Source organism: Allorhizobium sp. GW101-3B10, from assembly GCF_059424725.1.
This window is the reverse complement of sequence record NZ_JBWKZR010000001.1, coordinates 1690783-1709945: the sequence shown is the minus strand read 5'-3', so window position 1 is coordinate 1709945 and position 19163 is coordinate 1690783. Positions and strand designations below refer to the sequence as shown.

Genomic DNA, 19163 nt, shown 5'->3' with positions numbered 1-19163 from the left:
GTCGTTAGTGGGTCAGCGAGGCGACCCTGTAGTGTTGCGTGAGCAGCGAAGTCGTGTGAGTGATCTCTTCAGCCCGCCGCAAATCGTTCCACCCAAGTTCGCCGGCGGCTATGGTGGCTAGGCCGTCAATGATCGCAGGCGTGATGGCATTTTCGAAGGGAAGAAGCGTTCGGCGCAGAACAATGTCGGCGAGCCGTGTCACTCGCTCATGTCTCAAGATCCAGCGAATTTCCTCCCGGAAGTAAAGGCCCTCGCTGCCGACAGTCTTGGCTCCGCTCTCGGCCATCATCGTGGCGACATTCCGTGCCTCTGTGCCATAGCGACGATAAAGTGTTGCGGCGACGTCCGTCGGCAGTCCAGATGAGAGGGCGATCTCGTTGATTGCCTGGTCGCGTCCCTTTGGTTTTGTCGCAAGGTCGCGCCCGCCGCCGATCGGCTGCGACAGGGTCGTTCCCCGTCTACCCAGGCCGATTCGCTGGAGGATCGTATCGCAAATCTGCTCAGCGCAGGCTCGGTAGGTTGTCCATTTGCCACCCACAAGCGTGAGCACGGGGAAGGTTCGGTTCGGTTGCGGTTCGAACTCGTGAAGGGTGTGGTCGCGACTGATCGACCCTGTTGCCGCATCGCCGCTCCATGGCAAGGGGCGTATGCCGGAATAGGCAAAGACGATTTCCTCCTTGCGGGCCTTGGCCCCCGGCAGGACCTGCTCGAGCACATCGAACAGATAGTCGATCTCTTCGTCGGAGCAACGCGCCCCATCGGGCCCGGTAACGCGGATGTCGGTCGTGCCGAGAAGAATGTTGGCTGCATCGAGCGCATAGACGAGGCAGGCGCGAAAATCCCTCGTTTCGAAATACAGCATACCGTCGCCCAGTTGCTGCGCCAGGTCGGGACGATGCATGATCAGGTGCGACCCCCGTGTTCCGCCAATCAGGCGCTTGTCGATGTGAAGCCGCCGATCAACCTCGTCCGCCCAGGCGCCAGCACAATTGATCACGAGTTTCGGCTCTATCGTGAAGATCTCGCCGCCGATCTCATCCTTCAATCGCACCCGACCGCCATCCGCCCCGTCCAGCGACACATAGGGAAGAGCGATCGATTGCGGACAATCGCGTTCTGCATCTTTGACCAGTTCGAGAACGAGGCGCTCCGGATGGACCAGGCGCGCGTCATAGTATTCGGCGACCGCACAGACCTTGTCGGACAGTCCCGGCATGCGGCGCTTGCTCTCGCTTTTCGAAATCAGCCGGTGAGCGGGCATGGTCTGGTTCTTGCGCCCGAAACGGTCGAAGAAGACGAGACCGAGTTTGACGACAAGGATACCCTTGGCCCCGGGGGTCTTCTTCAGTTTGAGGAACCGCAAGCCGGCGGACAGCAAGCCGCCGAACCAGTTGAAAGCCGGAACCCAGACCGGGATCGGCTTGACGAGATGCGGGGCGTTTCTGATCAGATGATTGCGTTCGACCACAGACTCGCGCACGAGCGCGAATTCGCCAGTTTCGAGATAACGAAGGCCGCCATGGATCAGCCGTGACGGTGCCGCGCTTGTCCCGGACGAAAAGTCCCCTTTGTCGATCAGGATGGCAGGTACGTTTTGCAGCGCCAGATCGCGATAGAGTCCAATTCCATTGATTCCGCCACCGATAATCAGGATGGGGGCGGGGCCATTCGATATCGTCCTGAGCTGCTGCAAGACCTCGTCGCGGTTGCGCATGATCCTTCTCCCTGCTGATATTAAGACCGTGGATTCCTCCATAATGTCAATTTATTACTTTTGGAAGGGAAGAGGAGGGCGTAAAAAATAGTGAAGTTAAAAAAAGCATTGAAAATCATGATATTGTGTGTGTGTAAAATTTTCTTACAAATCCGATTGACAATTTTCTCGGGTCAAATAGCCTAGCTTCAGAGGAAGATACCGGACGGGGAGCCACTTCCCTGCGCGCCGAAGGAGACGGTGCGCACCGGGTTGGAGGAGGAGTGGGCCATGCGCGAGCGCCTTATGGGCATTGACGCCGGTGGAACGATGACGAAAGTCGTCCTGTTCGACCTGAATGGAAACGAGGTCGGCAGCGAGCGGCGGACGAATGTCATGCTGTTGCCGCAGGAAGGCTGGACCGAACGCGACGCAGACAAAATGTGGGAGGCCGCCTGTGAGTGCATAGGCATCCTGCTCGAAAAGACCGGGACCGATCCAGCCGATATCGTTGCCGTAACCCCCTCGGGCTATGGCGGTGGCGTCTATCTGGTCGACAAGGATGGCGTACCGGTTCGGAATGCCCTGGTCTCCACCGATACACGCACCATCCCCTTGATTGCTCGCTGGACCGCTTCTGGCCGTGCGGCTGCAGTATCACGACACATAGAACAGCAGATCTGGCCCGGCCAAACCTTGCCCATCTTGGCCTGGATGCAGGAAAATGAGCCGGAGACCGTGCGCCGTACGGCCTTTGTGATGTCGTGCAAGGACTTCCTGCGCATGCGCCTGTGTGGCGACATCTCGACCGATCCGACGGATGCCGGATGCTCGGGCATCATCAACGTCACTCGTTCGGAGGTTTCCCGGGAGGCCTTTGAGGAGGCCGGGATCACGGCATGGTTGGACAAGCTCCCGCCGATCGGCCCCAGTGTCGAAGTCGTCGGTGGGGTGAGTGAAAGAGCCGCCAGCCAGACGGGCCTGCGGACCGGAACTCCGGTGGTGCGTGGCGTCTATGACGTCATCGGTTGTTCCATGGCCTCCGGCGTCGAGCGGCCTGATCAACTGGCCGCTGTCGCCGGCACGTTCAGCATACATTCGACCGTCCACGCTTCCCCGGCGCACGACCCGCTGCCGACGATCCAGACTCCCTATCCGGTGGCAGGACAGTATCTGGCAACGACCGCGACGCCAACCTCGGCCAGCAATCTCGAATGGCTGTGCAAGACCATGCTCTCGGCTGAAGCCCACCAGGCCCTGCTGGAAGGGCGCAGTGTCTATGACATCTGTAACGATCTGGTGGCGAGTGCGCTGGCGCGCAACAACAATATTCTCTTCTTTCCCTTCCTCTATGATGGCCCGCAGGGTGCCCCGGCCGGCTTTCTGGGGCTCAAGGCTGGCGTATCGCTGGCCGACATCATCCGTGCCGTCTATGAGGGCGTGGTTTTCGCCCACCGCCACGATATGTCCTTTCTGTTGTCCGGGCCGGATGCGGCGGACCCAAAGGTCATCCGTCTGGCCGGCGGGCCTTCGCGAAGCGCCGTCTGGGCGCAGATGTTTGCCGATGGCCTTGGGCTTCCGATCGAAATCGCCAATGGTACGGAATTCGGGGCCAAAGGTGCAGCCATATGCGCCTCAGTCGCAACCGGCATCTATCCCGACATACCGACAGCCATTGCGGCCATGGTTCGGATCGATCAGCGTTTCGAGCCGGACCCCGTGCGGGCAAAGCTCCTGACGGCGAAATACAAGATCTATCGGGCCGCAATCGATGTCGTCGCTCCGCTATGGACGCAAACCCAGGGAGTGGAGGACACGCATTGCGAACACAGTCCATCCCTTCAGGCTGTGGCCGTCTGACATGGCCTGCAAGAGCCGGATTGATGCTGACAGAAGGTGTTGCGACATATGCTTGAACTGAACGACATTTCCAAGGTTGAAGGCGGTGAGACGCATATTCATACGACCAACCTTGCCCTGCAGCGGGGCACGCTGAACGTGTTGCTCGGCCCGACCCTGTCGGGCAAGACCTCGCTGATGCGGCTGATGGCCGGACTGGACAAACCGACGACGGGCACCATCCGCTTCGACGGCCAGGATGTGACAGGCATGCCGGTTCAGCAGCGCAAGGTGGCGATGGTCTACCAGCAGTTCATCAACTATCCGGCCTTCACCGTCTATGAGAACATCGCTTCGCCAATGCGCATTGCCGGCAAGGACAAGGCGACCGTCGACCGCGAGGTACGCAAGGCAGCCGAACTGCTGAAACTGACGCCCTATCTCGAGCGCACGCCGCTCAGCCTGTCAGGCGGTCAGCAGCAGCGCACCGCACTCGCCCGGGCGATCGTCAAGAATGCGAGCCTGGTCCTGCTCGATGAGCCGCTTGCCAATCTGGATTACAAGCTGCGCGAGGAACTGCGTGAAGAACTGCCGAAGATCTTTGCCGCGTCCGGCGCCATCTTTGTCTACGCGACGACAGAGCCTTCCGAAGCGCTTCTACTTGGTGGCAACACGGCGACACTGTCGCATGGTCGAATCACCCAGTTCGGCAAGACGATCGACGTCTATCGCAATCCGGCCGATCTGGTCTCGGCGCGCACGTTCGCCGACCCGCCATTGAACATCGTTGAGCTCACCAAAATAGGCCGCGGGCTGTGTCGTGGCAGCGAGCAGATTATCCCGGTCCCTGCCCACCTCTCCGAGATCGCGGACGGGCATTACACCATCGCCTTCCAGCCGCACCACCTGTCGCTACGGCGGCCGCATGAGACTGCATCGGAGCTCAAGGCCCGCACCATCATCTCGGAAATCGCAGGCTCGGAGAGCTTCATCCATGTTGCATTTGGTGACCAGCGCTGGGTGATGCTGGTGCATGGCATCCACGATATCGAAGCCGACACCGAAGTCAGCCTCTTCATCGATACCCGGCATCTGGTGGCATTCGGCGCGGATGGCAATGCGATAGCCGGTACCATCCGAAAAGCAGCGTGAGGACAAAATGGCACGCATCAATCTCGAGCATATTCGCCATGCCTATGGCCTTCGCCTTTCCAATCCGAACGACTATGCCTTGAAGGAAGTGCATCACGAATGGAACGACGGCGGTGCCTATGCCCTGCTCGGTCCTTCCGGTTGCGGCAAGACCACGCTGCTCAACATCATTTCCGGCTTGGTCCAGCCCTCTGAGGGCAGGATCCTGTTCGACGGCAAGGATGTTACCAACCTGTCGACCCAGGAGCGGAACATTGCCCAGGTCTTCCAGTTTCCGGTCATCTACGACACGATGACGGTTTACGACAATCTCGCCTTTCCCCTGCGCAATCGCAAGATTGCCGAGCCGGAGGTGGACCGTCGCGTTCGCGAGATCATCGAGATGATCGGCTTGTCCGACTGGGCGAAGAAGAAGGCGCGCGGCCTGACCGCGGACCAGAAGCAGAAGATCTCGCTCGGCCGGGGCCTCGTCCGCTCCGACGTCAGCGCCATCCTGTTCGACGAACCGCTGACAGTCATCGATCCGCACATGAAATGGGTCCTGCGTTCGCAGCTGAAGCTCATTCACAAGCAGTTCGGATTTACCATGGTCTATGTCACGCATGACCAGACCGAGGCACTCACCTTCGCCGACAAGGTCGTCGTCATGTATGACGGCCAGATCGTCCAGATCGGGACGCCGGCGGAATTGTTCGAACGCCCGAGCCACACCTTCGTCGGCTACTTCATCGGCTCGCCCGGCATGAATGTGATGTCCGCGAAAATCAGCGGGGCGACGGCCACCGTAGGCGATCAGGCAATTGCGCTCCCGGGTGTGCCGAAGCTTGCCGGTCAGTCGAAGATCGAACTGGGCATTCGCCCGGAATTCGTACGTCTGGGACGCGAAGGCATGCCGGTCACGATATCGAAGGTCGAGGATATCGGACGGCAGAAGATCGTGCGCGCTCAGTTCGGCGCACAGCCGATTGCCATTGTCCTGCGCGAGGACGGCGAAATCCCGGTAGATGCGAAGGTTACCTTCGATCCTGCGGCCATAAACATTTACGCGGATTCTTGGCGGGTCGCCCATTCATCGGCGGCTAACGGAGGGAAATGACCATGCAGAAAACCTGGAATAACAAGGCGTGGTTCATGGTGCTGCCGGTGCTGGTGCTGGTTGCCTTCTCGGCCGTCATCCCGCTGATGACCGTGGTGAACTATTCCGTTCAGGACACCTTTGGAAACAACGAGTTCTTCTGGGCCGGAACACAGTGGTTCACGGATGTTCTCGATTCAGACCGCTTCTGGGACGCGCTCAGACGAAATCTCTTCTTCTCCAGCGTCATTCTGGTGATCGAGATCCCATTCGGCATCTTCATCGCCCTGAACATGCCGAAAAGGGGTTTGGGCGTTCCGTTCTGCCTCATCTTCATGGCATTGCCGCTGCTCATCCCGTGGAATGTAGTCGGTACCATCTGGCAATTGCTGAGTCGCGCCGATATCGGTCTAGTCGGCTACGGGTTGGCACAAATGGGATTTCCCTTCAACTACGCGTCAGACCCGTTGCATGCCTGGATCACCGTCATCATCATGGACGTCTGGCACTGGACCAGCCTTGTCGTGCTGCTCTGCTATGCCGGTCTCGTCTCCATCCCTGACAGTTTCTATCAGGCCGCCAAGATCGACGGCGCGTCGCGTTGGGCTGTCTTTCGCTATATCCAGCTGCCGAAGATGAAGCGCGTGCTTCTGATCGCCGTGCTGCTTCGCTTCATGGACAGCTTCATGATCTACACCGAGCCTTTTGTCGTCACGGGAGGCGGACCGGGCTCTGCCACCACCTTCCTGTCGATCGACCTCGTCAAGATGGCCGTCGGCCAGTTCGATCTCGGTCCGGCAGCTGCGATGTCCATCATCTACTTCCTGATCATCCTGCTGTTTTCATGGGTCTTCTACACCGTGATGACAAGCAGCGACGCCGCCAGCTGAGGAGAGCGTCATGAACACTCACGTATCTGATTTGTCGACCGTGCAGACAGGCACAACCCCGGCGATCGCACGCCCTCACGATAGGCTTCCCTTGCCGATACGCCCCGCCAAGATCGGCTTCGCCTGGTTAGTGCCAACCCTTTACATTCTTTTCCTCATGCTGCCGATCTACTGGCTGGTCAACATGAGCTTCAAGACCAACAATGAGATCATGAGCAGCGTCTCGCTGTATCCGCAATCGCCGACCTTGCACAATTACATGGTAATCTTCACCGATCCGTCGTGGTACAAGGGTTATATCAACTCGATCATCTATGTGTGCCTCAACACGGTGATCTCGGTTGCGGCAGCGCTTCCTGCGGCTTATGCCTTTTCGCGGTACCGCTTCCTCGGCGACAAGCACCTGTTCTTCTGGCTCTTGACCAACCGCATGGCACCGCCCGCCGTCTTCGCGCTGCCATTCTTCCAGCTCTATTCCGCCTTCGGCCTGATCGACACACATATCGCAGTTGCCTTGGCACACTGCCTGTTCAACGTGCCGCTCGCGGTTTGGATCCTGGAAGGTTTCATGTCCGGCGTGCCGAAGGAAATCGACGAGACGGCCTATATCGACGGCTATTCCTTCCCGCGATTCTTCGTGAAGATCTACATCCCGCTGATCGCATCGGGCATCGGCGTCGCCGCCTTCTTCTGCTTCATGTTCTCCTGGGTCGAACTCCTGATTGCCCGCACGTTGACCACCACCGACGCCAAGCCGATCGCCGCCATCATGACGCGCACGGTCTCCGCCTCGGGCATGGACTGGGGCGTACTGGCCGCCGCCGGCGTGCTCACCATCATCCCGGGCACGCTCGTCATCTATTTCGTCCGCAACTACATCGCCAAGGGCTTTGCCCTGGGCCGCGTCTGAGGAGGCTTCGATGAACTTCACATGGATGGCATGGACGCTGCCGACGGCGCTGTTCTTCATCGCAATCTTCACCCTGATCTTCTCGATGGCGGTCTGGGAATATCTATCGCCCGGAGGCAATCCGCGCGCCGGCGTGCTGCGCTTTGAAACGACTCGGGGCGATCGCCTCTTCGTCTCGCTGCTCGGCTCCGCCTTCATTCATCTCGCTTGGCTCGGCCTCATTGGGCCGAACCTGTGGTGGGCTCTCGCTTTGTCCGTGGTCTACGCCATCGGCGTATTTCGCTACGTGTAAAGCAAGACAACGGCGGATGGCGGCGGGAGGCTGCCATCCTGACGACTGGAAACGTCTGCAATCGCAACCTTAGGGAGGATACTATGCGAAAGCACCTTTTAACGACGACGGCGACGATGCTGCTCGCCATGACCGGCGTGGCATTCGCCGACATGGACGCGGCGAAGAAATTCCTGGACACGGAGATCGGCGACCTGTCGACACTCGACCGCGCCGCCCAGGAAGCCGAACTGCAGTGGTTCGTCGATGCCGCGAAGCCCTTTGCCGGCATGGAAATCAAGGTGGTCTCCGAAACCATCGCCACGCATGAATATGAATCCAAGGTCCTGGCGCCCGCCTTCGAAGCCATCACCGGCATCAAGATCACCCATGACCTGATCGGCGAAGGCGACGTTGTCGAAAAGCTGCAGACCCAGATGCAGTCGGGCGAGAACATCTACGACGCCTATGTCAACGATAGCGATCTGATCGGCACCCACTGGCGCTACCAGCAGGCCCGTTCGCTCACCAAGTGGATGGCGAACGAAGGCAAGGACGTGACCAATCCCGGTCTCGACCTCGACGACTTCATCGGCACCAAATTCACCACCGCACCGGACGGCGACCTCTACCAGCTGCCCGACCAGCAGTTCGCCAACCTCTACTGGTTCCGCTACGATTGGTTTAATGACGAGAAGAACAAGGCCGACTTCAAGGCGAAGTACGGCTACGACCTCGGCGTTCCGGTCAACTGGTCTGCCTATGAAGACATCGCCGAATTCTTCACCGGTCGAGAAATCGACGGCAAGAAGGTTTTCGGTCACATGGACTACGGCAAGAAGGACCCGTCGCTCGGCTGGCGCTTCACCGACGCCTGGCTCTCTATGGCCGGCAACGGCGACAAGGGCCTGCCGAACGGCCTGCCGGTCGACGAATGGGGCATCAAGGTCAACGAAAAGTCCCAGCCGGTCGGCTCTTGCGTCGCCCGCGGTGGTGATACCAATGGCCCGGCTTCGGTTTATGCCATCCAGAAGTATCTCGACTGGTTGAAGGCCTATGCTCCGCCGGAAGCGCAGGGCATGACCTTCGGTGAAGCCGGTCCGGTGCCTGCCCAGGGCAACGTCGCCCAGCAGATGTTCACCTACACCGCCTTCACGGCCGACTTCGTCAAGGAAGGCCTGCCGGTGGTCAACGCGGACGGCACGCCGAAGTGGCGCTTCGCTCCGAGCCCGCACGGCGTCTACTGGAAGGACGGCATGAAGCTCGGTTATCAGGACGTCGGTTCCTGGACGCTGATGAAGTCGACCCCGGACGACCGCGCCAAGGCCGCCTGGCTCTACGCGCAGTTCGTCACCTCGAAGACCGTGGACGTGAAGAAGAGCCAGGTTGGCCTGACGCTCATCCGCGAATCGACGATCCAGCATCCGAGCTTCACCGAGCGCGCTCCGAAGCTTGGCGGCCTGATCGAGTTCTATCGTTCGCCGGCCCGCGTTCAGTGGTCGCCGACGGGCACGAACATCCCGGATTATCCGAAGCTGGCACAGCTGTGGTGGCAGGCGATCGGCGATGCATCCTCAGGCGCAAAGACCGCTCAAGAAGCCATGGACTCGCTCTGCGCCGAGCAGGAAAAGGTCCTGCAGCGTCTCGAACGCGCCGGCGTCCAGGGTGACATCGGTCCGGCACTCGCCGAGGAAAAGACCCTCGAAGAGTGGAATGCCGATGCTGTTGCCAAGGGCAACCTTGCGCCGCAGCTGAAGGTCGAGAACGAGAAGGAAAAGCCGGTCACCGTCAACTACGACGAACTGGTCAAGAGCTGGCAGAAGTAAGCGCCGCCTCCGTTTGAAATCGAAACCAGAACGCCCGGAGGCCATGCGTCCGGGCGTTTTTTTGCATCCGTCAAACCAGGGGAAAGAATTTCCAGATAGCCAATGATCTGCTCGTCTGCAAGGCGAAATTTCCGCGCTTCTTACACCGTGATGCGCCAGAAAATAATTGTAAATGTTGAAATTTTTGGAGATTTTTGGGCTGCGCCTACGTAGAAAATTATTTACAAAAAATCTGAATTTGATATCAATCTCATCAAGGGTCGCTGTTGACCTGTAGCCCCTTGGCAGCCAACTGCCCGGTCGAGGTTTCCAACGATATTCACAGGATGGGCAGGAGCATGGCATTCGTAACGATGGGGCCGATGTTGAGGCGGGCGCAGGCAGCGGGCTATGGGATCGCCGCCTTCAACATGATTGACTACAACAGTGCGCGTTCGATCGTCGACGGGGCGGCAGAGTTGCAGGCGCCGATCATTGTTCAGGTGTCCGTCAAGACGATTAAGCACTGGGGCTTCAAGCCGATTGCCACATGGGTGCGCATGATGGCGGAGGACGTCGACATCCCTGTCGCACTCCATCTCGATCACTGCACCGACGAGGATGTCATCAAGCGTTGCATCGACGCAGGCTGGACGTCGGTGATGTTCGACGGGTCGTCCTTGCCCTTTGCCGAGAACCGCAACCGATCGGAGGCGATTTACCGCCTGACAGAATCCGCTGGCGTTGGGCTGGAGGCTGAAATCGGCGCGATCGGCGGTGTCGAGGATGACAAGTTCGTTGCCGAGGATTCCGCCATCCTGGCCGATTATGATGAATGCCTCGAATTCGTGAAGAACATGCCGAACCTTGCGGTTTTCGCGCCTGCCATCGGTACCGCGCACGGCGTGTACAAAGGTCAGCCGAAGATTGCCTATGATCTGCTCGAGAGAATTTCCGGCGCAGTCGGCATTCCGATCGCGCTGCATGGTGGCACGGGCCTCAGCCAGGAACAATTCGACCGATGCATCTCGGGTGGTTGCGCCAAGGTCAATATCTCCACCATGCACAAGCTTCGCTTCATCGAAGGTTTCCTGGGCGTGCGGCAGGCGAAGCCGAAGCTGGAAGAGCCCCTGCCGTTCATTGTCGGTCAGTATGATGCGATGAAGCGAGATGTCTGCGACATGATCACCGCATTCGGCTCCCGCGGCAAGGCGGCGCAGGCCGCCGGTATGGTGGGTTGAGCGATGATGCAGGCATTGATCTTCGACTGCGACGGCGTGCTTGTCGACACTGAGCGTGACGGCCATCGTGTTGCCTTCAATCAGGCCTTTGCGGAACTGGGCATCAATTGCGAGTGGAGCGTTGAACGCTATGGGCAATTGCTGCTGACGGCGGGTGGCAAGGAAAGGATGCGGCGGCATTTCGATGAAGCCGGATGGCCATCCGAGTTTCCCGACCGCGATGCGCTGATCAACCGTATCCATAGGCTGAAAACCGATCTCTTCATGGCCCTGATCAGTGCCGGTGCGCTGCCCTTGCGTCCTGGAATTCAGCGGATCGTGGACGAAGCCATAGCGGCCGGGGTCACGCTTGCGGTCTGCTCGACATCAAACGAGAGGGCGGTCCAGTCGGTTGTCGATGTCATGCTCGGCCCACAACGATCCGGCAAGATCAGCGTCTTTGCCGGAGATGTGGTTGCCGCCAAGAAGCCGGCACCAGACATCTACAACCTCGCCGCCACGACACTAGGACTGTCGCCCGCAGCATGCGTCGTTATCGAGGACAGTAACAATGGACTTCGCGCCGCCAAGGCGGCAGGCATGCGCTGTATCGTGACGGTATCTTCCTATACCGGCGAGGAGGATTTTAAACTCGCCGACAGGGTCGTGGCCGATCTCGATGAGGGCATCGACATTGCCGCCTGCCGCACCATGCTCGAGATGGCAACTCAGGCCGAATGACGGATCGGCATCGCCCTGACCGGCGGCACGCTCTTGCCGGTCAGGTCACGTCCCGGCTGCGGTGACGGTAGCGCTTTTCCAGCGCGGCCCCCGTCGTTCGAAGGCTTTCAACCGTCTTTTCCCCCGTTCGAAACAGCGTGCTCACATAAAGAAGGTCGATCAGAAAAAGCTGACTGATCCGCCCCTCCAGGAAGTCCCCGTGGAGGGGCACAAGCTGTTGGCTCGCACCCCAGGTTGTTAGTGAGACGCTGGCGGCTTTGGCCACTTCCGAGCCGGCATTGCTGGTAATGGCGATTGTCGTTGCGGAACGTTCGCGCGCCAGAAGAAGTGCATCCGTCACCGTCTCGGTCGTGCCGCTGTGCGAGATGCCGACCATCACATCATCGGCCTTCAGCGTCGCTGCGACGATCGTCTGTGTGTAGCCGTCGCGATAGCTGGTGGCGTCGAAACCGGCCTTCATGAACAAATGAGCGGCTTCGTCGCAGATCGAGGCAGCGCCGCCGACCCCGACGAAGACGATCTTCTTCGCCTTGCGGAGGGCTTCCACGGCCAATTCCAGCCGCTGCGCATCCAGCATGCGGTGCGTGCCTTCCAGGCCCGAAATCAAAAGCGAAGCAAGCTTGCCGCTGGTCGTGATCAGCGAGTCACTGTCATCGATTTCAAGGGGAAGATTGACAAAGGATCGCCGCGCACGGGCGCCCTCTGCCAGCGAAAGTTTCATGTCAGGATAGCCTTCATAGCCGAGCGCGCGACTGACGCGGCTGATGGTGGCTTCGCTCACGCCGAGATTGCGGCCGAGCTCCGTAATCGATGAATCGAGCCGCTTGCCCGCATTGTTGCGCAGAAAGTCGGCCACGATCCGTTCTGACTTCCGCAGGGTGCCATACCGCTCCTGGATCCGTTCAAGAAGATCGCTTTGCTGAAGGTCGGAAAGCTGGCGAGGCTCAGTCATGCGGGATTCCATTTTCACGATACACGCTGCCATGGCGGCAGCGTCCTGTTTCTAGCACTTTTTCCCCGAGAATAAAAGTTTTCACCCGAATGTTCAAAATTCTTTTCCATGCTCGGCGTGTTCGGCTCGGCGGGTCGGTCCTTGGGAGCCCGATGGAGGCGCAAGACAGGCGGCGACGCTCCGCAAAATTTGGCCGGAAAAAATAGGAAAGGAATTTTCTGAAATAGAGAAAATGGACGTCCAATGACGATGGAGAATTGCACTTAGTGTATTGTCAGATGGAAATTTGCTCCACCGTCGCACAATTTTACAATGTAATATCAGCATGTTATGCGGAAAATGTGTCCAGAATTGCGCTTGCGAGGCAATTTTCTGCTCCTCGATAATTATGAAGAAAATTTTCTCGACAGCTTTGCAGCGGAGTGCTAGAACGCATCTCATCAAGAAACAACCAACCATTTTGGGGAGAAGAGCATTCATGTCAGCACACTCCAGCAAGGCCAACGCCCCATCTCGGGAGCTTCTGGAAAAACTTTTCAGAACGGCTTATAAGATCCGCGTTTTCGAGACCGAGGGCATCAAGCTGTATCGCCAGGGTCTCATCCGCGGCTATTTCCACCCCTATCTTGGGCAGGAGGGCATCGCGACCGGAGTGTGCGCCGCGCTGCAGGACGGTGACTACATTGCCTCGACCCATCGCGGTCACGGCCATTGCATTGCCTGGGGCGCCAGCATCAACAAGATGGTCGCCGAGCTTCTCCAGAAGGATACCGGCTATTGCCGTGGATATGGCGGCTCCATGCATATTGCCGACATCAAGGCCGGCAATCTGGGCGCGAACGGAATCGTGGGTGCCGGCACACCGCTCGGCGTTGGTGCCGCACTGGCCTCGCAGATCAAGGGGTCGGATGCGGTCACCGTGACATTCACGACGGACGGTGCATCAAACAACGGCACCTTCATGGAATCTCTCAATCTCGCGGCCATCTGGAACCTGGCATTCGTGCTGGTCGTCGAAAACAATCAGTACGCCGTGTCGACGAAGATCGAGGAATCGACCCGCGAAGTGGACCTTTACAAGCGCGGCCTGGCAATCGGTGTCGAGAGCCATCAGGTTGATGGCAACGATCCGCTGGCCGTCTACAACATGACGAAGGATGCGGTGGAAAAATGCCGCCGTGGCGAAGGCCCGATCCTCATCGAGGCCAAGACCTACCGCCACATGGGCCATCACGTGAACGATCCCGGCAAGTACATGCCGGCCGACCAGCTCGCCTACTACAAGGAGCGCGATCCGGTCGACCGTGCCCGTAACGCGCTGACTGAAATGTCCGGCATCGACCAGTCTGAAATCGATGCGATCGAAAACGAGATCCGTGAGGAATTCGAGGCTGCGGTCGAGTTTTCGAAGGCAAGCGGTGAGGTGACGATTGCGGACTTCCGCGAATTCGCCGCCGCCTATTGAGCTTCCGGGAGAGAGGAAAAGAAGATGGCTAGAGAGCTTATGTACCGTGACGCCCTGCGTGAGGCGATCGACGAGGAAATGGGACGCGACAGTTCGGTCTTCATCATCGGTGAGGGCATTGCCGAGCGTGGCGGGTCCTACAAGGTGACCGAGGGCCTGCTGGACAAGTATGGAGCAAAACGTGTCCGAGACACGCCGATCGCCGAGGCGGGTATGATTGGCGTCGGTGTCGGGGCAGCGATTGCCGGTGCGCGTCCCATCGTTGAAATCCTGTATGTCGACTTCGCCATGCTGGGCATGGACATGCTGGTCAACCAGGCGGCTAAGTTTCGTCTGATGACCGGCGGTGAGGGCCGCGTCCCATTCGTCATGCGCACCCAGGGCGGCACAGGCGGCGGCGTGGCAGCGCAGCATTCGCAGAGCCTCGAGGCTCTCTTCTATCACATTCCCGGTCTCAAGGTCGTCATGCCGTCGGTGCCTTCCGACGCCAAGGGTCTTCTGAAATACGCCTTGCGTCAGGAAGATCCGGTCATGTTCCTGGAGCACAAGCACCTCTACATGACCAAGGGCATGGTGCCCGACGGCGAGCATGTCATCGAGTTCGGCAAGGGCGACATCAAGCGGGCAGGGAAGGACGTGACGATCATCGCCTGGTCCAACATGATCCCGCGCGCCCTCGAAGCCGCGGCAAAGCTCGCCGAGGAGGGCATTGATGCCGAAGTGCTCGATCCGCGCACCCTGGTGCCGCTCGACAAGGAGATGATCCTCACCTCGGTTGCCAAGACGAACAGGGTTGTGATCGTCCAGGAAGCCGTCCGCCGGGGCGGCGTCGCTTCTGACATCGCCTCCATCATTCAGGCCGAAGCCTTCTACGATCTCGATGCGCCGATTGAAATCGTCGCCGGTCTCAACATTCCCGTTCCGTTCAACCTCGAGCTTGAGAAGGCCAGCGTTCCGCAGGTCGACGACATTGTCGTTGCTTCCCGTCGCACACTGCACGCCACGTCTTTCGCTCTTGCTGCTGAATGACCAAGGTTCTCCGAACGAGACAGGATAGTTCGATGTCTATGAACGTATTGGAAAAACTTGCCGCGACCAATCCAGACTGTGAGATCTGGTGGGACTCGTCTCCAATGATCTATTCGGGGTGGAAGGCTTCGGTCCTGAAGGATGCACCGGCGGAGAAACGCACCGACTGGGAGGCGCAACTCACGCGCCTTTTCGATGCGGAGCACGTGTCGGCAACCGGCGAGATGGGATTTCGCGGTGTCACCACCAACCCGCCGCTTTCATTGCAGGCAATTCAGGCCGACCCGGCTTTCTGGGCTGATGAAATCCGCAGTCTGGCGACTGCCAGCGGATCGGACGACATCGAAAGTATCTACTGGAATATCTATCTCGACGTGGTTCGTCGCGGGGCGGCAATGATCCGCAAGGTCTATGAGGTGTCCGGCGGAAAATACGGTCTCGTGTCGGGCCAGGTTGATCCGCGGTTCGTCACCAACCGGGCGCGCATGCTCGAACAGGGCCTGCAGCTTGCCGAGATCGCCCCGAACGTGATGGTGAAGATCCCGGGCTCCAAGGAAGGTTACGAAGTCATCGAGGAGCTTACGGCGCGCGGCATTTCGACCAACAACACGACCTCCTTCACCGTGCCTCAATATGTCGCCTGCATGGATGCCGTGTCACGCGGTCTGGAACGGGCGAAGGCCAATGGGGTCGATCTGTCGAAATGGCGTTCCGTCATCACGCACATGTCTGCCAGGCTTGGCAATGTCGGCGATCTGAAGGCGCAGGCCGATGCGCGAGGCATTGTGCTGTCTCCAGAAGACATTCTGCATGGCGAACTTGCCGTCCTCAAGCGCGCCTACCGGTATGGCAAGGAGCGCGGACACCCGAGCAAGATGCTGCAATGCTCCATGCGGGTCTCTGATGCGGGTCCAGGCGGAACGGCCTCCAGCTGGCACATATCCAAGCTGGCCGGCGGTGACTTCGTCTACACCTGCCCCCCCGGTTACATCGCCCAGTTGATGCAGGCCGAAGACAGGCTGCCCGAATTCGATCCGCGTGCCATCGACGAAGATGCGCCCGCTGAAACGATCGAGAAGCTGATGCGCATTCCATATTTCCGGCAGGCCTATGAATTCGACGGCATGCAGCCGGAGGAATTCGCGCAGTTCGGGGCGTTCGCCACGACGGCCGCCGAGTTCGCCGCAGCGACCCGAAAGACCGTGGACTTCGTCGCTCAGTCGGTTGAATCCGTCCGGCGCCGAGTCGCTTGAGAAAGAGAGCAATCTGATGGCACGTCCCATTCTTATGCCGCAGGTCGGGCAGGATCTGACCGAAGGCAAGATTACAGCACTGAACATCAAGCTCGGCGACAAGGTCAAGAAGGGCGATATCGTCGCCGAGGTGGAATCCGAGAAGGCCGTTTTCGAAGTGGAAGCCTTCGAGACCGGCACGGTTCTGGAAATCCGCTACAAGGTCGGCGATATGGCAACCGTCCTCGAACCGATCATCATGGTCGGCAGCGAGGGCGAGGTTCTGGAAACCGCCGCCGCCACGAGCACTGCCCGCGTAGACGCCCAGGAGGCCGCCAGCACGGCAGTTGAGAGCGCGTCAATCACGCCTGTCGAACGCGGTCGGGAACTGGAAACCGCTTTTCTGAAGACGGGGACCGGTGGATCGTCTCCGCTTGCGCGGCGGCTCGCCGGCAGCGCCGGGGTCGATATCGCGCAGATCCCGGGCACGGGGCCGCGGGGTGCTGTGGTCAAGCGCGACGTTGAAGCCTTCCAGCGCAGCAAGCCTGGTGTATCGTCCGTTCTGCCCTTCAGCGGCGGTACGGTTCGCGCCACGGGCGGCGCTTTGCCTCTGCGCACCCTTCAATCGGGAACCGGCGATCCGGTTGTGCTCATTCATGGTTTCGGTGGAGACGTCTCCGCCTGGCGGCCGTTTGTTGCCCATATCGGCCTCACCAATCCCATTCTTGCTCTTGATCTTCCCGGTCACGGCGCGGCTGCATCATCGTCTGTCACCGATTTCGACAGCCTGACCGCAGCCGTCCATGCCACGCTCGCTGCCAGCGGGATCGACCGGCTCCACCTCGTCGGCCATTCGCTCGGTGCCGCTGTTGCCGCAGGCATCGCCGGTGGCGGGAGTCTCCAGGTGCGCTCGCTATCGCTTCTGGCACCCGCCGGGCTCGGGCCGAGGATCAACGGCGACTACGTCGCCGGCTTCCTCTCCTCGACGAGCGAGGCGGCGCTGAAGGTCTGGCTCGAACTGCTGGTCCATGATCCGGCTTCACTGCCTGGGGTTCTGGTTCGTGCGACCTTGTCGGCGCGTGAGGATACGGCAATGGTCGATCACCAGGGGCGTCTTGCGGCCGGTGTCTTCGCCGGCAACACGCAGCTCTTCTCGATCCGCGATGCCCTTCACCGCTTTGGCGGACCTGTTCGGGCCATCGTCGGCCGCGAGGATCGGATCATCCCGTCCGAGCAGACCGATGCAGTGCCGTCGCATGTCGGCCTTTATCGTCTGCCGAATGTTGGGCACCTGCCACAGCTGGAAGCTGCCTCGCTTGTCGGCCGGCTCGTGGCGGAAAACGTTCGAAGCGCCGGTTGATCGCGCGCTTCACCTCCCGGCCGCACTGTGTGCTCCCAAGGGTACACAGTGCGGCTGACCGGAGCCCCGGACATACTTTGCCTTCTCTCCAGATTTTCTCGAAAGGACAGGCGGATGCCAGCCTATGATTTGATCGTCATCGGCGCGGGACCGGGCGGCTATGTCGCTGCAATCCGCGCCGCGCAACTCGGCCTCAAAACAGCCGTGGTGGAGCGTCGTCATCTCGGGGGTATTTGCCTGAACTGGGGCTGCATTCCCACTAAGTCATTGCTGCACTCGGCCGAGATCCTGCATGGTTTTCGTACCGCTTCCCGCTTTGGCATCGACGCCGCCGAGCCTTCGATCAGTCTGTCAAAGATGGTCGAGCGCTCGCGCAGCGTTGCCGGCCAGTTGAACGCGGGCGTGCAGTTTCTCTTGCGCAAGAACAAGATCGATACGATCTGGGGCGAAGCTGAAATCGCTGATCGCGGCCTGGTCCGGGTGAGGGAGGCGTCAGGCGACACGCCGAAGGGCGTGTTTCCGCCCGGGGACTATGAAGCCTCACATATTGTCGTCGCCACCGGTGCGCGCGAGCGCGTCTTGCCAGGCCTTAAGCCGGATGGTGGCGCCATCTGGTCGTATCATCATGCCATGACTGCGACGGCAATTCCGTCTTCGCTTGTCATCATCGGGGGTGGTGCCATCGGTGTCGAGTTCGCAGCCTTCTATGCAGAACTCGGGACGAAGGTGACGTTGGTTGAGCGCATGCCGCGCATTCTGCCGCTGGAGGATGCCGAGGTTGCGGATCTCATGGCCAAGGCATTGCACAAGAAGGGTATCGAGATCATCTGTGGCGCGAGTGTTTCCAATGCCGCAGTTGCCGGCGCCTGCTTGAGCGTCAGGATCACGCTTCCAGATGGCGAGACGCGCATCCTCGATACGGAAAAACTTCTGTCGGCAGCGGGTGTCGTGGCCAATATCGAAGGACTGGGGCTGGAGCGTCTTGGTGTCGAATTGTCGAATGGGGCCATTCGGACACTGTCCCAGGGGCGCACGACCGTACCGGGCATCTATGCGATAGGCGATGTCGCGGGGCCGCCAATGTTGGCGCACAAGGCTGAACATGAAGGCATCATTTGCGTAGAAGGGATCGCCGGACGTGCCGGTCATCAAGGTCTCGGACCTGTTCCGTCCTGCGTGTTTGCCAATCCCCAGTTGGCATCCATCGGCATGACGGAACAGTCAGCCATTGCCAGCGGCCGGGAGGTTGAGATCGGCCGTTTCAATTTGCGGGGCAACGGCAAGGCGGTGACGCTGGGTGAAGTCGACGGCATGGTCAAGGTCCTCTTCGATACAGCCACCAGTCAGGTGATCGGCGCGCATATGCTCGGGCCCAATGTCAGCGAACTCATCCCCGTCTTCTCCCTCGCCATGGCGATGGGGGCCACACGCGAACAGCTTGCGGCAACGATTTTCCCGCATCCAACCTTGTCGGAAGCCATGCACGAAGCTGTCCTCGCGTCCGAAACTCGCGCGATCCATGGCTAGGA

General features: G+C 59.7%; 16 protein-coding genes. 14 read left to right on the top strand and 2 right to left on the bottom strand.

All coding sequences use genetic code 11. The features are described 5' to 3' along the window. Nucleotides 1-4: 4 nt before the first annotated feature. The gene (locus AC07Y0_RS08190) at nt 5-1714 is read right to left on the bottom strand and encodes a glycerol-3-phosphate dehydrogenase/oxidase (RefSeq protein ID WP_498676225.1); all 1710 of its coding nucleotides are present in this window, start codon (nt 1712-1714) and stop codon (nt 5-7) included. 270 nt (nt 1715-1984) lie between these two features. On the opposite strand from AC07Y0_RS08190, the gene AC07Y0_RS08185 reads away from it, so the two are divergent. The 9 genes from AC07Y0_RS08185 (at nt 1985) to AC07Y0_RS08145 (ending at nt 11596) form a co-directional block, all read left to right on the top strand. Further along, nucleotides 1985-3553 (top strand): FGGY-family carbohydrate kinase, encoded by a 1569-nt coding sequence (locus tag AC07Y0_RS08185; protein WP_498676222.1) that lies wholly within the window; start codon nt 1985-1987, stop codon nt 3551-3553. Between the two features lie 48 nt (nt 3554-3601). Next, nucleotides 3602-4684: an ABC transporter ATP-binding protein gene (locus AC07Y0_RS08180; protein WP_498676219.1), complete on the top strand. Its 1083-nt coding sequence runs from the start codon at nt 3602-3604 to the stop codon at nt 4682-4684. Between the two features lie 7 nt (nt 4685-4691). Further along, on the top strand, nt 4692-5780 hold the full coding sequence (locus AC07Y0_RS08175; protein ID WP_498676217.1) for an ABC transporter ATP-binding protein: 1089 nt from the start codon (nt 4692-4694) through the stop codon (nt 5778-5780). Nucleotides 5781-5782: 2 nt separating this feature from the next. Continuing rightward, complete coding sequence (locus tag AC07Y0_RS08170) at nt 5783-6649, top strand: carbohydrate ABC transporter permease (protein WP_498676215.1); 867 nt, start codon at nt 5783-5785, stop codon at nt 6647-6649. Nucleotides 6650-6659: 10 nt separating this feature from the next. After that, nucleotides 6660-7559 carry a carbohydrate ABC transporter permease gene (locus tag AC07Y0_RS08165; protein ID WP_498676213.1) on the top strand — a complete coding sequence of 300 codons (900 nt, stop codon included), beginning with the start codon at nt 6660-6662 and terminating at the stop codon, nt 7557-7559. A gap of 10 nt (nt 7560-7569) precedes the next feature. Next, entirely contained in the window at nt 7570-7851 is a 282-nt protein-coding gene (locus tag AC07Y0_RS08160; protein ID WP_498676211.1) for a DUF2160 domain-containing protein, read from the top strand. An 83-nt stretch (nt 7852-7934) separates the two neighbouring features. After that, nucleotides 7935-9656, top strand: a complete 1722-nt coding sequence (locus AC07Y0_RS08155) for an ABC transporter substrate-binding protein (protein WP_498676209.1) — start codon at nt 7935-7937, stop codon at nt 9654-9656. A gap of 338 nt (nt 9657-9994) precedes the next feature. Continuing rightward, nucleotides 9995-10876, top strand: coding sequence for a class II fructose-bisphosphate aldolase (locus AC07Y0_RS08150; RefSeq protein WP_498676207.1), 882 nt, complete (start codon nt 9995-9997; stop codon nt 10874-10876). A gap of 3 nt (nt 10877-10879) precedes the next feature. Further along, nucleotides 10880-11596 (top strand): HAD-IA family hydrolase, encoded by a 717-nt coding sequence (locus AC07Y0_RS08145; protein ID WP_498676205.1) that lies wholly within the window; start codon nt 10880-10882, stop codon nt 11594-11596. Between the two features lie 40 nt (nt 11597-11636). On the opposite strand, the gene AC07Y0_RS08140 is transcribed toward AC07Y0_RS08145, so the two are convergent. Continuing rightward, nucleotides 11637-12548 (bottom strand): MurR/RpiR family transcriptional regulator, encoded by a 912-nt coding sequence (locus AC07Y0_RS08140; RefSeq protein ID WP_498676203.1) that lies wholly within the window; start codon nt 12546-12548, stop codon nt 11637-11639. 388 nt (nt 12549-12936) lie between these two features. Here AC07Y0_RS08140 and AC07Y0_RS08135 point away from each other — a divergent pair, with 388 nt between their 5' ends. From AC07Y0_RS08135 to lpdA, 5 genes are all read left to right on the top strand, one after another. Then, a complete protein-coding gene (locus tag AC07Y0_RS08135; protein WP_498676202.1) occupies nt 12937-14013 on the top strand; it encodes a thiamine pyrophosphate-dependent dehydrogenase E1 component subunit alpha in 1077 nt (358 codons plus the stop codon). A 24-nt stretch (nt 14014-14037) separates the two neighbouring features. Beyond that, entirely contained in the window at nt 14038-15042 is a 1005-nt protein-coding gene (locus AC07Y0_RS08130) for an alpha-ketoacid dehydrogenase subunit beta (RefSeq protein WP_498676199.1), read from the top strand. 32 nt (nt 15043-15074) lie between these two features. Then, nucleotides 15075-16295 (top strand): transaldolase family protein, encoded by a 1221-nt coding sequence (locus tag AC07Y0_RS08125; RefSeq protein ID WP_498676197.1) that lies wholly within the window; start codon nt 15075-15077, stop codon nt 16293-16295. Between the two features lie 16 nt (nt 16296-16311). Then, nucleotides 16312-17634: an acetoin dehydrogenase dihydrolipoyllysine-residue acetyltransferase subunit gene (locus tag AC07Y0_RS08120; RefSeq protein ID WP_498676194.1), complete on the top strand. Its 1323-nt coding sequence runs from the start codon at nt 16312-16314 to the stop codon at nt 17632-17634. Nucleotides 17635-17748: 114 nt separating this feature from the next. Beyond that, nucleotides 17749-19161: a dihydrolipoyl dehydrogenase gene (gene lpdA, locus AC07Y0_RS08115; RefSeq protein WP_498676192.1), complete on the top strand. Its 1413-nt coding sequence runs from the start codon at nt 17749-17751 to the stop codon at nt 19159-19161. Nucleotides 19162-19163 lie beyond the last annotated feature (2 nt).